At 72.6% G+C, this 13,683-nt stretch carries 15 protein-coding genes and 1 pseudogene; all 16 read left to right on the top strand.

Features of this window, described 5'->3' with window-relative positions; translation table 11 throughout:
* On the top strand, positions 1–544 hold a 544-nt coding region (locus NH342_RS18210), incomplete at its 5' end, for a flagellar hook-length control protein FliK (RefSeq protein ID WP_253016924.1).
* A gap of 9 nt (positions 545–553) precedes the next feature.
* Positions 554–976, top strand: coding sequence for a flagellar hook assembly protein FlgD (locus NH342_RS18205; RefSeq protein WP_253016922.1), 423 nt, complete (start codon positions 554–556; stop codon positions 974–976).
* Positions 977–1,014: 38 nt separating this feature from the next.
* Positions 1,015–2,283, top strand: coding sequence for a flagellar hook protein FlgE (locus NH342_RS18200; RefSeq protein WP_253016920.1), 1,269 nt, complete (start codon positions 1,015–1,017; stop codon positions 2,281–2,283).
* A 125-nt stretch (positions 2,284–2,408) separates the two neighbouring features.
* Positions 2,409–2,723: a flagellar FlbD family protein gene (locus NH342_RS18195; protein WP_253016918.1), complete on the top strand. Its 315-nt coding sequence runs from the start codon at positions 2,409–2,411 to the stop codon at positions 2,721–2,723.
* Between the two features lies 1 nt (position 2,724).
* Positions 2,725–3,504, top strand: a complete 780-nt coding sequence (locus tag NH342_RS18190) for a motility protein A (RefSeq protein ID WP_253016916.1) — start codon at positions 2,725–2,727, stop codon at positions 3,502–3,504.
* A complete protein-coding gene (locus tag NH342_RS18185) occupies positions 3,501–4,460 on the top strand; it encodes a flagellar motor protein MotB (protein WP_253016914.1) in 960 nt (319 codons plus the stop codon). Before NH342_RS18190 ends, NH342_RS18185 begins: the two co-directional genes overlap by 4 nt.
* Positions 4,457–4,954, top strand: a complete 498-nt coding sequence (gene fliL, locus NH342_RS24355; RefSeq protein ID WP_253016912.1) for a flagellar basal body-associated protein FliL — start codon at positions 4,457–4,459, stop codon at positions 4,952–4,954. Before NH342_RS18185 ends, fliL begins: the two co-directional genes overlap by 4 nt.
* 114 nt (positions 4,955–5,068) lie before the next feature.
* Entirely contained in the window at positions 5,069–6,037 is a 969-nt protein-coding gene (locus NH342_RS18175) for a flagellar motor switch protein FliM (protein ID WP_253016910.1), read from the top strand.
* Positions 6,034–6,789, top strand: coding sequence for a flagellar motor switch protein FliN (gene fliN / locus NH342_RS24350; RefSeq protein ID WP_091556737.1), 756 nt, complete (start codon positions 6,034–6,036; stop codon positions 6,787–6,789). Before NH342_RS18175 ends, fliN begins: the two co-directional genes overlap by 4 nt.
* A complete protein-coding gene (locus tag NH342_RS18165) occupies positions 6,786–7,328 on the top strand; it encodes a flagellar biosynthetic protein FliO (RefSeq protein WP_253016908.1) in 543 nt (180 codons plus the stop codon). Before fliN ends, NH342_RS18165 begins: the two co-directional genes overlap by 4 nt.
* Positions 7,328–8,155 carry a flagellar type III secretion system pore protein FliP gene (gene fliP / locus NH342_RS18160; RefSeq protein ID WP_253016906.1) on the top strand — a complete coding sequence of 276 codons (828 nt, stop codon included), beginning with the start codon at positions 7,328–7,330 and terminating at the stop codon, positions 8,153–8,155. Before NH342_RS18165 ends, fliP begins: the two co-directional genes overlap by 1 nt.
* A complete protein-coding gene (fliQ, locus tag NH342_RS18155; RefSeq protein ID WP_253016904.1) occupies positions 8,155–8,430 on the top strand; it encodes a flagellar biosynthesis protein FliQ in 276 nt (91 codons plus the stop codon). Before fliP ends, fliQ begins: the two co-directional genes overlap by 1 nt.
* A 4-nt stretch (positions 8,431–8,434) precedes the next feature.
* A complete protein-coding gene (gene fliR / locus NH342_RS18150; RefSeq protein WP_253016902.1) occupies positions 8,435–9,199 on the top strand; it encodes a flagellar biosynthetic protein FliR in 765 nt (254 codons plus the stop codon).
* A 4-nt stretch (positions 9,200–9,203) separates the two neighbouring features.
* On the top strand, positions 9,204–10,391 hold the full coding sequence (locus NH342_RS18145) for an EscU/YscU/HrcU family type III secretion system export apparatus switch protein (protein WP_253016900.1): 1,188 nt from the start codon (positions 9,204–9,206) through the stop codon (positions 10,389–10,391).
* Positions 10,392–10,447: 56 nt separating this feature from the next.
* Complete coding sequence (gene flhA / locus NH342_RS18140) at positions 10,448–12,481, top strand: flagellar biosynthesis protein FlhA (RefSeq protein ID WP_253016898.1); 2,034 nt, start codon at positions 10,448–10,450, stop codon at positions 12,479–12,481.
* Positions 12,474–13,683 (top strand): annotated as a pseudogene (locus tag NH342_RS18135) (hypothetical protein); the annotation flags it as partial. The gene flhA and the pseudogene NH342_RS18135, both read left to right, overlap by 8 nt.

Raw genomic sequence — 13,683 nt, 5'->3', positions numbered from 1 at the left:
CCGGACCGACGTGCTGCTCCCGGGCGCCGCCCCGGCGCCGACCGCCGCCCCCGCACCGGTGGCCGCCGTCCCGGTCACGCCGGCCCCGGCTGCCCCGGCCGACCCCCCGGTGGCCGCGCAGCTGGCTCCGCAGCTCACCGCGCTGGCCACCCACCAGGGCAGCCACTCGATCACCGTCGTCCTGGCCCCCGAGTCCCTGGGGCGGGTGGAGGTGCAGCTGACCGTCACCGGCGACCAGGTGTCGCTGACGATGAGCGCCGGCCAGGACGGCAGCCGTGCCGTGCTCGCCGACGCGGTGCCCGAGCTGCGCCGCGAACTGGCGGCCGCCGGCCTGCAGCTGACCGACGCCCAGGTGTCCACCGGCGGCGGGCAGCAGCAGTCCGGGTCGGGCTGGACGGCGGGCCAGGACCCCCGGTCCGCAGGCACCCGCTGGGACGCGGTACCGACCGGCCGCGGGACTGCCGATGAGGACACCAGCACCAGCAGCACCACCCGTCACACCCGTGGCGGACCGGCGCCCTCCGGCGTCGACGTCCGCGTCTGAGGAGGACCCATGACCGTCACCGCCACCTCCGGTGCCACGTCGCTCTCGGCGATGGCCGGATCGGCCTCCACCTCGGTGGGCGACAGCGGGATGGACAAGGACACCTTCCTCAAGCTGCTCGTCGCGCAGATGAAGTACCAGGACCCGGAGAAGCCGGCCGACTCCGGCGCACTGGTCACCCAGACCGCCACGTACTCGCAGGTCGAGGCGCTGCAGAAGCTCAGCGAGCAGAACGCCTCGATCATCGCGATGCAGCGGGCCTCCAGCGCCGGCGCCCTGGTGGGCAAGAACGCCACCTACGTCGGCGAGGACGGCGTCGCCGTCACCGGCCTCGTCAGCTCGGTGATCATCGCGACGGACACCACCGAGGCCCACGCCGTGATCAACGGCGCGTCCGTGCCCGTCGGCCGCATCACCGCCTTCACCGCCTGACCGGCGCTCCCCCGCCCGCCCCCACCCCAGGAGTCCCCGTGCTGCGTTCCATGTTCTCGGCCATCTCCGGCCTGCGCGCCCACCAGACCAAGATGGACACCGTCGCGAACAACATCGCGAACGTGAACACCGTCGGCTTCAAGACCCAGAACACCGTCTTCGAGACCACGCTCACCCAGGTGCTGCGCAGCGGCAAGGGCCCCGACGCCACCGAGGGCGGCACCAACCCCGCCCAGGTCGGCCTCGGCGTGAAGCTGGCCGCGATCACCACCGACTTCGGCCAGGGCAAGACGCAGAACACCGGCCGCGCGCTGGACTTCATGATCCAGGGCGACGGGTTCTTCGTGACCAAGTCCGGCGGCCAGCAGCTGTTCACCCGCGCGGGCTCGTTCACCTTCGACGGCGCCGGCAAGCTGATCACCGCCGACGGCAACCGGGTGCAGGGCTGGATGTCCGACGCCAACGGCACCATCGACACCGGCGGCACCCTGGAGGACCTCCAGATCCAGTACGGCGCGGCCCTCCCGCCGCGGGCGACCACCTCGGTGACCATGAGCCGCAACGTGCTCATCGACCCCGCAGCCGCCGCCGGCGCCAACGTCAAGGTCGCCAAGGCCACGGTCTACAACGCAGCCGGCGTCGAGCAGCGGTTGAACCTGACCTGGACCCAGCAGTCGATCGACCTCACCAACGGCGACAGCCAGTGGACCCTGTCGATCGCCAACGAGGACGGCACCACCCCGCCGGCCCCGGTGACCGCGGACGTCGCGTTCTCCGCCGGCGGGACCCCGACCTTCAGCAACCTCAGCGCCGGCGCGGCCACCACCGGCAACACCCTCACCGTCCCCGGCTGGGGCTCGCCCACCGGCGCGGTCTTCGACTTCGCCCAGGTGACCGCCCAGGCCGCCGGCACCGCCATCGCGGCCGTGGACCAGGACGGCTACACCGCCGGCTCGCTGTCCAGCTTCTCGCTGGCCGAGGACGGCACCATGACCGGCGTCTACACCAACAACGAGCGCCGGGCGATCGGCAAGCTGGCCATGGCCACCTTCGACAACCCGTCGGGCCTGATCAACATGGGCAACACCAGCTACGCCGTCGGCGACAACTCCGGCGTCGCGCTCATCGGGGCGGCCGGCACCGGCTCGCTGGGCACGCTGTCCTCGGGCGCCCTGGAGATGAGCAACGTGGACCTCTCCGAGGAGTTCACCGGCCTGATCATCGCCCAGCGCGGCTTCCAGGCCAACAGCCGCGTCATCAGCGCCTCCGACGAACTGCTGCAGGACCTGGTCAACCTCAAGCGCTGATCCGGGGTCCCCCCGTAGACGGCCCGGTCACCCCGACGGGGTGACCGGGCCGTCGCCCTTCAGAAGGTCGGCAGGGACGCCGATGAGAGCAGTGCGCCACCCCCGACGACGACCTGGAGCCACCGGTGATCTGCCTGACCCGCCTGAACGGGGAGCCCTTCGCGCTCAACCCCGATCTGATCGAGCGGGTCGAGGCACACCCCGACACGGTCATCTCGCTCAACGACAACGTCCGCTTCCTGGTCCGGGAGAGCCTGCAGGAGGTGCTGGTCGCCATCCGCGACTACCGCGCCGACGTGCTGGCCACCGCCTACGCCATGGACCGCGGGACCCACCCCCGCCCGCTGGTGTCCGTCCTCGCCGAGGACCCGCACGACTGCGACCCCACCGGGGACGGCGAGCACGCCGTCCTGCCCTTCCCCCACCGCGAGGAGCGCTGACATGGACCCGGCAACCCTGATCGGCGTCGGCGTGGCCATGGTCGCCATCCTCGTGTCGATGATCCTCGAGGGGTCGTCGCCGATGGCGATCATCCTGCTCCCGCCGATCATCCTGGTCTTCGTCGGCACCTTCGGCGCGGCCGTCGCGGGCTCCACCATGGCCGACGTCAAGAAGATCGGCGGCTGGATGAAGCAGGGCTTCATGCCCGCCGCCGTCCCGCCGGCGTCGGAGAAGATCCAGACCCTGGTCACCCTCGCCGAGAAGGCGCGCAAGGAGGGCCTGCTGGCCCTCGAGGGCCCCATCAAGGAGATCGAGGACCCGTTCCTGCAGCGCGGTCTGCAGATGGCCGTCGACGGCACCGACCCCGAGGACCTGCGCGCGGTCCTCGAGGCCGAGATCTCGGCGAAGAAGGCCGAGGACAAGGTCGCGGCCAAGTTCTTCACCGGCATGGGCGGCTACGCCCCGACCATCGGCATCATCGGCACCGTCATCGGGCTCATCCACGTGCTGGAGAACCTCAACCAGCCCGACAAGCTCGGCCACCTGATCGCCGCCGCCTTCGTCGCCACGCTCTGGGGCGTGCTCTCGGCGAACATCTTCTGGCTGCCCGCCGGCGCGAAGATCACCCGCACCAGTGACCTGCAGGCCGCCCAGATGAAGCTGCTCGTCGAGGGGATCGCCGAGATCCAGGCCGGCACCAGCCCGCGCACCGTCCGGCAGAAGCTGACCTCCCTGGTGCCGCCCAGCGAGGCGGCCGCCATGGGCAAGGCCGCGGCGTGAGCAAGCACGACAGCGGCGGCAAGGGCCGCCGCCGGCACGAGGAGCACGAGGAGGAGGAGCACGAGAACCACGAACGGTGGCTGGTGTCCTTCGCCGACATGATGACGCTGCTGACCGCGGTGTTCATCGTGCTCTACTCGATCAGCCAGGTCGACCAGCTGAAGTTCGCCGCGTTCGCCGAGGGCCTGTCCGAGAGCTTCGGGGCGCCCACCGCGATCATCGACACCGGGTCACCGACCACGCAGACCGGTGTGCTGGACCAGCTGAACTCACCGATGCAGATCGACAACCAGACCGACCCCACGCAGCGGCCGGACGACGCCACGCAGGCCGCCGCCCGCGCCCAGGCGCTGGCCGAGCAGTCGGCGCAGAACCAGGCCGAGGCGCAGGCGCAGTTCGACCAGCTGGCCGCGGCCCAGGCCGCCATCACCGCCGCGCTCACCGCGGCCGGCGACGCCGACGCGGCGACGTACCAGATCACCGAGGAGGGCCTGGTCGTGCACGTCGTGGCCGACCAGGTGCTCTTCGGTCCCGAGCAGGCCGCCCTGCGCGGCGAGGGCAAGACCGTGCTGGACGCCATCGCCCCGACGCTCCTGGGGCTGCCCAACGCGCTCAAGGTCGAGGGCCACACGAACTCGATCCCGGTGACGCCGGGCGGCCCGTACGCCTCCAACTGGAACCTCTCGACCGACCGCGCGGTGACCGTGCTGCGCTACCTGGTCGAGAACGACGGCCTCCCGGCCGACCGCATGCAGGCCGCCGGTTTCGCCGACACCAAGCCGCTGCTGCCCGACTCCGACCCCGCGTCGGTGTCGGTGAACCGGCGGGTGGACATCGTCGTCCTCTCGACCGCCTCGGCCGAGGCCAGCGCCCTGCTGCCCGGTCTGGCCTCCCAAGCAGCCTCCCAGGCGGCCACCCAGGCCGTCACCGCCCAGAACCAGGAGAGCACCCCGTGACCGCACCCACCAAGGAGCGGCCGGTCGCGGCCGCCGACACCAAGGGCACGAAGGGCAAGGCCGCCCCCGAGGACGGCGAGGAGAAGAAGGGCGGCAAGCTCAAGCTGGTCGTCATCGCCGTCGTCGCCCTGCTCGGCATCGGCGCCGGCCTCTACTTCTTCGTCTTCAAGAGCTCGGACTCCGCACCCCCGGCGCCGGTGCCCGGCATCGTGCTCCCGCTGGACTCCGTGACGGTGAACCTCGCCGGCGGTGGCTACCTCAAGATCGGGGTGAGCCTGCAGCTGACCGAGGAGGCCGGGGAGACCGCCCCGGACGGCTCGAAGGCCACCGACATCGTCATCGACATGTTCTCCGAGGCCCAGCCCACCGACGTCACCGGCAACCGGGACGCCATGAAGGCCGAGCTGCAGCAGCGCATCGAGGACGCCTACAACACCGAGGAGGCCGGCGACCTCGTGATGGGGATCTACTACACGGAGTACGTCACCCAGTAGAAGGACCACGTCGCCCCCCGGGGTGCGCTCCGCGCACCCCGGGGCCCTGCGACGTAGCCGTTCCATCCCCTCACCACGGTCACTGTGACCACCCGGACCGCCGATGAGGGATCCGTGACCCTCGCCGACGCCGCTCCCGCCCCCCGCGGGGCGGCGTTGATGGCGTCCCGGCGCCGGCGCGGGGAGGCCCGCAGCTACGACTTCCGACGCCCCACCAAGCTGTCGCGCGACCACGTGCGGGTGCTGCAGAACCTGCTCGAGAGCTTCGCCCGGCAGACCGCCACCAACCTCACCCAGGTGCTGCGCACCGAGGTCAAGGTCGAGCTCGGCGGCATCGACCAGTTCGCCTACGACGACTACGTCGCGCACCTGGACAACCCGTCGTTCATGTCGGTCATCTCCTTCGAGCCGCTGCGCGGCCGGGGCCTGCTGACCTGGTCCATGGACGTCGCGATGGCGATGATCGACCTGCTGCTCGGCGGCTCCGGGTCGGCGGCGCAGCCCCAGCGGCCGATGACCGGCATGGAGACGCGGCTGGCGAAGTACCCGGTCGAACGGGTGCTCTACGAGCTCGGCGTCGCGCTGCGCCCCGTCGTGCGGCTCGACCTCGGCCTCGAGGGCTTCGAGTACCAGCCGCAGCTGGCCCAGCTGGCGGTCAGCAGCGAGACCGTCGTCGTCAGCTCCTTCTCCCTCACCCTCGGCGAGCGCGAGACCGAGGCGACGCTGATGCTGCCCTTCGCGCCCTTCGCCCCGGCGCTGCACGGCGCGACCTCCCCGCAGCTGTCGGCGCAGGCGCTGCGCGAGCGGCAGCAGGCCACCGACGCGCTGTCCGAGCGGCTCGGTGCGGTCCCGGTCGAGGTCAACGCCCGCTTCCGCCCGATCAGGGTGCCCAGCGCCGACCTGCTCGGCCTGGCCGTGGGCGACGTCCTCCTGCTGCGCCACCCCCGGGACAGCCCGCTGGAGGTGACCACGAACGACGTGGTCTTCGCGCACGCGGTGGCCAGCAACCACCGCCGTCGGCTCGCCGCCGAGATCGTCGCCACCCCGCCCAGTTCCACCAGCACCGCGAGGGACCACCAGTGAGCACCGGAACCGCCGCCCGCACCGACGACGCCGCCACGATCTCGGCCGCCGTGGTCTCCGCCGCCCAGGCCGCCGGGGCCCTGCTGCCGGCCACCTCGGCGCTGAGCTGCGGCTCGCCCGTCGACGACCCCGACATCGCCCCGCTGCCCGGGGACTCCCCCGCGGCCATCACCGCCCGGCTCTCCGGCGAGGTCAGCGGCGACGTCGTCCTGGTCGTCGCGGGTTCCGTGGTCGAGGCGCTGGCCAACTCCCCGGTCGGCAAGCTCGACGTCGCAGCCGCCATGCGCCCCGCCCTCGAGGCCGCTGCCGGGGTGCTGGGCCGGGTCACGGTCACCAGCGAACGGATGGAGGAGCCCGAGGCGGCGCTGGACGGCCTGCGCGACAAGGGTGTCTTCCTCGCCGTCCCGCTGCTGGCCGCCGGTGAGCACCAGGCCACCCTCGCCCTGCAGGTCACCCTGCCCCGCCCGCAGGGCCAGACCCAGCGCGGCAGCCTGGAGCTGCTGCGCAACGTGGCCATGGAGGTCACCGTCGAGATCGGCCGCACCCGGATGACCGTCCAGGAGCTCCTGTCCCTCTACCCCGGGGAGATCGTCGAGCTCGACCGCGCCGCCAGCGCGCCGGCCGACCTGCTGGTCAACGGCACGCTGATCGCCCGGGGCGAGGTCGTCGTGGTCGACGAGGAGTTCGGTCTGCGGATCACCGAGGTGGTCACCGACGCCGCGGCCGCGGAGCTCGGGCAGGCCTCGGCATGACCTGGATGATCATCCGGCTGGTCCTGTCGTTGGCCTTCGTGGCCGGCGTGCTGTGGTTCGCCGCCCGGGTGGCCAAGAAGCGCGGCCTCGGCATGGGCAACGGCCTCATCGAGGTGGTCGCCCGCCAGCGGATGGGCCGCAGCAGCACCGTGAGCGTGCTGCGGGTCGCCGACCGCGTGCTCGTGGTCGGCAGCACCGAGGAGCACGTGACCCTGCTCGCCGAGATGGACGCCGAGATCGTCGACGAGGTGCTCGCCGAGGCCGAGGAGGAGCGCGCCACCGAGCAGGAGGCGCGCCGCGCCGCGGTCGCCGCGCGCCGTCCGGCCCGCGCCCTGGAGGCCGGCGACGAGCTGCTCGACGACGCACCCACCAGCCAGATCCCGCTGCCCGCGCTGCCGGGCGTCCCGGGCGCGCGGCGTCCCCGCCGCCCGGCCCCGGTCGCCCGGCACGGCGGCGGGCTGGTCGCCGGGTCGGTGTTCGACCGGGCCGCCTGGACGCAGGTCGTGGAAGGCCTGCGGGAGCGGACGGTGCGCCGCTGATGACCGCGCTCCCCCGGGAGCGCGCCGGCCGCTGGGCCACCCGGGCGGGGGTGGTCGTCCTCGCCGGCGCCACCCTCCTCGTGATCGGCACAGCCGTCACCGCCACCGCGGCCCTCGCCGTGGACGACCCGGTCGCCCCGGTGGCCCCGACCGCCCCCACCGGCGGGCTGGACATCAGCATCGGCGGCGACAGCCCCTCCAGCGCCATCACCCTGATCCTGGCGATCACGGTGCTGTCGATCGCCCCGGCGCTGCTGCTGCTGGTCACCTCGTTCACCAAGATCGTCGTGGTGCTCTCGCTGACCCGCAACGCGCTGGGCCTGCAGAACTCCCCGCCCAACCAGGTGCTCACCGGCCTGGCGTTCTTCCTGACCCTCTTCGTGATGGGCCCGGTGATCGCCGACATCAACCACCTGGCGATCCAGCCCTACCTCGACGGCTCGATGTCGATCGGGCAGGCCTACGACGCCGGCGTCGAGCCGCTCAAGCACTTCCTGCTGGCCAACACCCGCGGCGACGAGCTCAAGCTCATGGTGGGCCTGTCCGGTGAGCAGATGCCGGCCGACCAGGACGCGGTGAGCATGCTGACCCTCGTCCCGGCGTTCGTGCTCAGCGAGCTCAAGAGCGCCTTCATCATCGGTCTCGTCGTGTTCATCCCGTTCCTGGTGCTGGACATGCTGGTCAGCGCCGCGCTCATGGCGATGGGCATGATGATGGTCCCGCCGGTGATCGTCTCCCTGCCGTTCAAGCTGATGCTGTTCGTCGTCGTCGACGGCTGGGCGCTGATCACCACGGCGCTGGTCGGCTCGTACTCGGGCAGCGGCTGATGTCCGACGCCCAGATCACCGACATCGCGGTGCAGACGATGATCGTGGCCGCCAAGGTGGCCGCGCCGATCCTGCTCACCGCGCTGCTCGTCGGGTTCGCGATCTCGCTGTTCCAGGCGGCGACGCAGATCCAGGAGCAGACGCTGTCCTTCGTGCCCAAGCTCATCGCGGTCGCCATCGCCATGGTGGTCACCGGCAACTGGGTGCTCTCGGAACTGGTCTCCTTCACCCACCAGCTCTTCGACGCACTGCCGGCGCTGCTCGGCCGGAGCTGACCGGGTGGACCTCGACGTCTCCGAGGCCACGCTCGCGGCGATGCTGCTGGCCACCGCGCGCACCGCCGGGTTCGTGCTGCTCGCCCCGCCCTTCAACTCCAAGGCCATCCCCGGCACCGTCAAGGGGGCACTGTCGGTGTGCCTGGCCCTGGTGGTGTTCCACCAGGTGGAGGCGCAGCTGGGTCAGCTGTCCACCGGGTACCTCGTGCTGACCGCGCTCACCGAGGTGGTCATCGGCGCGGCGCTCGGGTTCGTCGTCCAGCTGTTCTTCGCCGCCGTCCAGCTGGCCGGCGACATCCTCGACGTCACCGGCGGCTTCTCCCTCCAGCCGGCCTACGACCCGCTGTCGATGAGCACCGCCTCGACCATCGGCCGGCTGCAGAACCTGCTGGCCATCGGCCTGCTGTTCACCAGCGGCGGGCACCTCCTGCTGGTCCGCGGGCTGTGGACGTCCTACCAGGGACTGCCGCTGGGGGCCGTGCTGCCGACCGAGCAGATCGGGCCGACGGTCGTGCACGCGATGAGCACCATGTTCCTCGCCGCGCTGCAGATCGCCGGCCCGCTCGTGGCGGTGCTGCTGCTGTCCGACGTCGCCCTCGGCCTGCTGTCGCGGGCCTCCCCGCAGATGAACATCTTCTCCCTGGGCTTCCCGGTCAAGATCATGCTCACCCTGCTCATGCTCGGGCTGACCTTCCCGCTGCTGCCCACCGCGCTGGACACCCTGCTGGAGACCGCCACCCGCGCATTCCTCGCGCTGAAGGCGGGGTAGCGCCGTGGCCCAGAGCGGTCCGGGTGGTGAGAAGACCGAGAAGCCGACACCCCAGCGCCTGAAGAAGGCGCGCAAGGAAGGGCAGATCCCACGCACCCAGGAACTGGGGACGTGGCTGGGGGCGGTGGCGGCGAGCTTCCTGCTGCCGATGATGGTCGGGAAGTCCTTCGACGGGGTGCGGCAGCTGTTCCTGCAGATCGGCCAGGTGGCCGAGCGGCCCGACATGGAGGCGATCAACCGGCTGCTCGGCCAGGCGCTGACCACCTTCCTCATGGCGGTGCTGCCGCTGGCCGCCGGGATCATGGTGGTGGGCGTGCTGTCCTCGGCCGCCCAGGGCGGCGTCGTGTTCGCCAGCAAGCCGGTCAAGCCCAGCTTCTCCAAGCTCAACCCGTTCCCCGGTCTCAAGCGCATGTTCGGCGGCCACGGCGCGTGGGAGACCGCGAAGGCGCTGATCAAGACGGTGGCCATCGGCGTCGCCATCCTGATGACGGTCGACGACGCCAAAGGCCTCGTGGCGTCGTCCGGGTCGATGCCGCTGGGCACCGTCGCCGCGGTCTTCACCGACTCCGCGCTGATGATGATCCGGGTGGCGGCGATGACCGGCCTCGTGCTGGCCGTGGCCGACTACCTGGTCGTGCGGATGCAGTCGATGAAGAAGCTGAAGATGAGCCTGTACGAGATCAAGCAGGAGCACAAGCAGCAGGAAGGTGACCCGCACGTGAAGGGCCACCGCCGCGCGGTGATGATGGCCCAGGCCCGCAACCGGATGATGACCGACGTGACCACGGCCGACGTGCTGCTCACCAACCCCACCCACGTCGCCGTCGCGCTGAAGTACTCCCCCGCCTTCGGCGCCCCCCGCGTGGTGGCCAAGGGCTCGGGCGAGGTCGCCCGCCGGCTGCGCGAGCTCGCCGCCGAGCACGGCGTGCCCCAGGTGCGCGACATCCCGCTGGCCCGCGCCCTGCACGGCAGCTGCGACCTGGGCCAGGAGATCCCGCCCCAGCTGTTCACCGCCGTCGCCCGGGTGCTGGCCTTCGTCATGCAGCTGGGGCACCAGGGCATCAGGGGCGGGGTCCACCAGCCCGGCTTCACACCGCCGGACACCACCGGGCTGCCGGTCGCCGGCCGGCGCCGGGCCACCCCGGTGGCCGGCGGCGGCACCGGGGCCGTCGACGGCGTCTCGGCCGCCTGACCCACGGCGTGACGGGGCGGTCACGGCCCCCCGCGCGGCTGCCGATGTAGACCTGCGTGAAGTGGACGACGGCGGCCGTGCCCATCGGCGTGGTGGCGATCGTCCTCATGCTCGTGGTGCCGATGCCGGCGATGCTGCTGGACCTGCTCATCGGGCTGAACATCGCCGCCTCGCTGCTCATCCTGCTGGTCGCGATGTCGATCAAGCGGCCGCTGGACTTCGCCGTCTTCCCCTCGGCCATCCTCATCGCCACCCTGCTGAGGCTGGCGCTCAACGTCTCCTCGACCCGCCTGGTGCTCTCCGACGGCTACGCGGGCGCCGTCATCGAGGCCTTCGGCCACTTCGTCATCGGCGGCTCGCTGGTCGTCGGCCTGGTGGTCTTCCTGATCCTGGTCGTCATCCAGTTCGTGGTGATCACCAAGGGTGCCGAGCGCGTCGCCGAGGTCGGCGCACGCTTCACCCTGGACGCCATGCCCGGCAAGCAGATGGCCATCGACGCCGACCTCAACGCCGGCCTGATCACCGAGGCGCAGGCCCGCAAGCGCCGCGCCGAGGTCACCGCCGAGGCCGACTTCTACGGCTCGATGGACGGCGCCAGCAAGTTCGTCAAGGGCGACGCGATCGCCGCGATCATCATCGTGCTGGTCAACCTCGTCGGTGGCCTGGTCATCGGCATGGTGCAGAACGGCATGGACGCCAGCACCGCGGTGAGCACCTACTCGCTGCTGGCCGTCGGCGACGGGCTGACCTCCATGGTCCCGGCGCTGCTGCTGTCGACCGCGACCGGCATCGTGGTCACCCGCTCGGCCGCCGACGGCGAGCTGGGCGAGGACCTGCTCGGCCAGCTGGGCCGCACCAAGCAGCCGCTGCGCCTGGCCGGCGCCGGCCTGCTGGCCCTGGGCCTCATCCCCGGCCTGCCGAAGCTGCCCTTCCTGCTCACCGGCGCCATCATGCTCGTGCTCGCCACCCGGGTGAAGGACGCCGTCCCCGAGGACGAGGACGCCGCCTCGCCGGTCGCCGACGAGCCCTCGCCGGACTCCCCGGAGGCCATTGCAGAGAAGATGCGGGTCGACCCGCTGGAGCTCGAGGTCGCCTTCGACCTCGTGGAGCTGGTCGACACCGCCCGCGGCGGGGACCTGCTGGACCGGGTGAAGGCACTGCGCCGCAAGGTCGCGATGGACACCGGCCTGGTCATCCCGCTGGTGCGCACCCGCGACAACCTCGACCTCCCGGCGTCCCAGTACGTGGTGTGGCTCAACGGCGTCCCCGTCGCCAAGGGGACGTCGCCGGCGGGCACCGTGCTGGCCATCGGCGACGCGCTGGAGGGCCTGCCCGGCAAGCCCACCCGGGAGCCGGTGTTCGGCCTGGCCGCCAAGTGGGTGCCCGCCGAGCTGCAGCGGCAGGCCGAGATGGCCGGGGCGACCGTCGTCGACCGGTCGTCGGTGATCACCACCCACCTGGCCGAGGTCGTCCGGCAGAACGCCGCCCAGCTGCTGGGCCGCGAGGACGTCAAGCTGCTGCTGGAGATGGTCCGCCGCTCGCACCCCGTCGTGGTCGAGGAGCTGACCGGCGGCGGGCTGTCGCTGGGGCAGGTGCAGCAGGTGCTGCAGGCGCTGCTGGAGGAGGGCGTCTCGATCCGCGACCTGGTCCGCATCTTCGAGGCGCTGTCCCTGCGCGCCAAGACGGCCACCGACATCGACAGCCTGGTCGAGGCCGCCCGCGCGGCGCTGGGGCCGGCCATCAGCCACCCCTACGTGACCGCGGACGAGAAGCTGTACGTGATGACCCTGGACCCGGGACTGGAGCAGCGGCTGCTGGCGGCCGTCCGGCAGGGCGAGCAGGGTGCGGTCCTGGCCCTGGACGCCGGCATGGTCGACGCACTGGCCCGGGGCGCCAGCGACCTGCTCGACGACGCCGAGAAGCTCGGGATCACCGCGCTGCTGGTCTGCTCCCCGCAGGTCCGGCCGGCGTTGTCCCGGCTGATGCGCCAGGTGGTGGCCCGCTGCACCGTCATCTCCTACGCCGAGGTGTCCCGCACGGCCCAGATCGAGACGATCGGAGTGGTGAACGGTGCTGTCGCACTTGCCTGAGCCGCCGTCCGGGGCGACCCGGGACGAGGCCATCGCCGCCGCGCGCGAGGAGTACGGCTCCGACGTGCGCATCCGCGGTGTGCGCCGCATCCGCACCGGCGGGGTGGCGGGCTTCTTCAGCCAGGAGCGCTACGTCGCCGACGTCGTGCTGCCCGCCGGCGAGCGGGCCCCGGGCACCCCCGCCACCGGGAAGGCGCCGGCGGCCTCCCGGCAGTCCGCGAGCGGGGAGCGGTCCGCGACCGGCAAGGCGTCCACCACCGGCAAGGCGTCCGCGAGCAGCAAGGCGTCCGCGAGCGGCAAGGCGTCCGCAGCCGGCACGGCGTCCGGGAAGGCGTCCGGGAAGGCGTCCGCGGGCAGCACGGCGTCCGCCTCCGGCCGGTCGGCCGGCACCCCGGGCCCGCAGGTCGCCCCGGCCCGTGCCGCCACCCCCGTCGTCGTCGCCGAGGTCCCTGCGGCCGGCCTGTCCCAGGCCGACGTGATGGCCCGCTGGCCCTCGGCAGGGCTGTCGGTGGACGACCTGCTCGAGGTCGCCCTGCAGGTCCGCGAGGCCCAGCGCAGCGCCGACGACACCCCCACCGGCGCCATCCCCGCGGTCGACCCGGTCGACGAGCTGGCCGACCTCCTCGGGTCGCCGGCCGATGCCGAGGTGGCCGTCTACAGCCCCGCGTCGCTGGCCAGGTCCGCCGCACCGGAGCGGTCCGCCCGCAGCGCCGCGGACCGGCGCCCGCCCAGGCAGGCACCGGAGACCCCCCGCCCGGCCGACGGCGAGCGCGGCACACCGCCCGCCGGGGAGGGACGCCGTCCCCTCGCGACCCGCCGCGAGCCCGAGCCGGCCGCACCCGCGGCCCCGGCGTGGGAGCGGACCTCCCGCAGCGCCCCCGTGGCCGACGAGCCGGCACCGGAGGTCACCGACGAGCAGGCACCGCCCTCCCCCTTCGCCGCCGCCCTCATGCGCGTGGTGACCCAGGACGACGAGGTGCAGGCCGCGGTGGCCGACGCCGTGGAGCAGGACGAGGAGCAGCAGGTGACCGCGGAGCAGGACGTCGAGCCGGTCGGGACCGATGCCCCCGCAGGCCGACCGGCCACCGACCGCGCCGCGGCCGTGCGCGCCGCCGCGCTGCGCGCCGAGGCACAGGCCGTGGCCGCGGCCCGGGTGGACGCCGAGCGCCGCGAGGTGCTGGCCGCCGAGCTGGCGGCCGCAC

The organism is Klenkia sp. PcliD-1-E (assembly GCF_024124375.1).
Classification (GTDB): domain Bacteria; phylum Actinomycetota; class Actinomycetes; order Mycobacteriales; family Geodermatophilaceae; genus Klenkia.
This window is presented reverse-complemented; position numbering and strand designations above follow the sequence as displayed.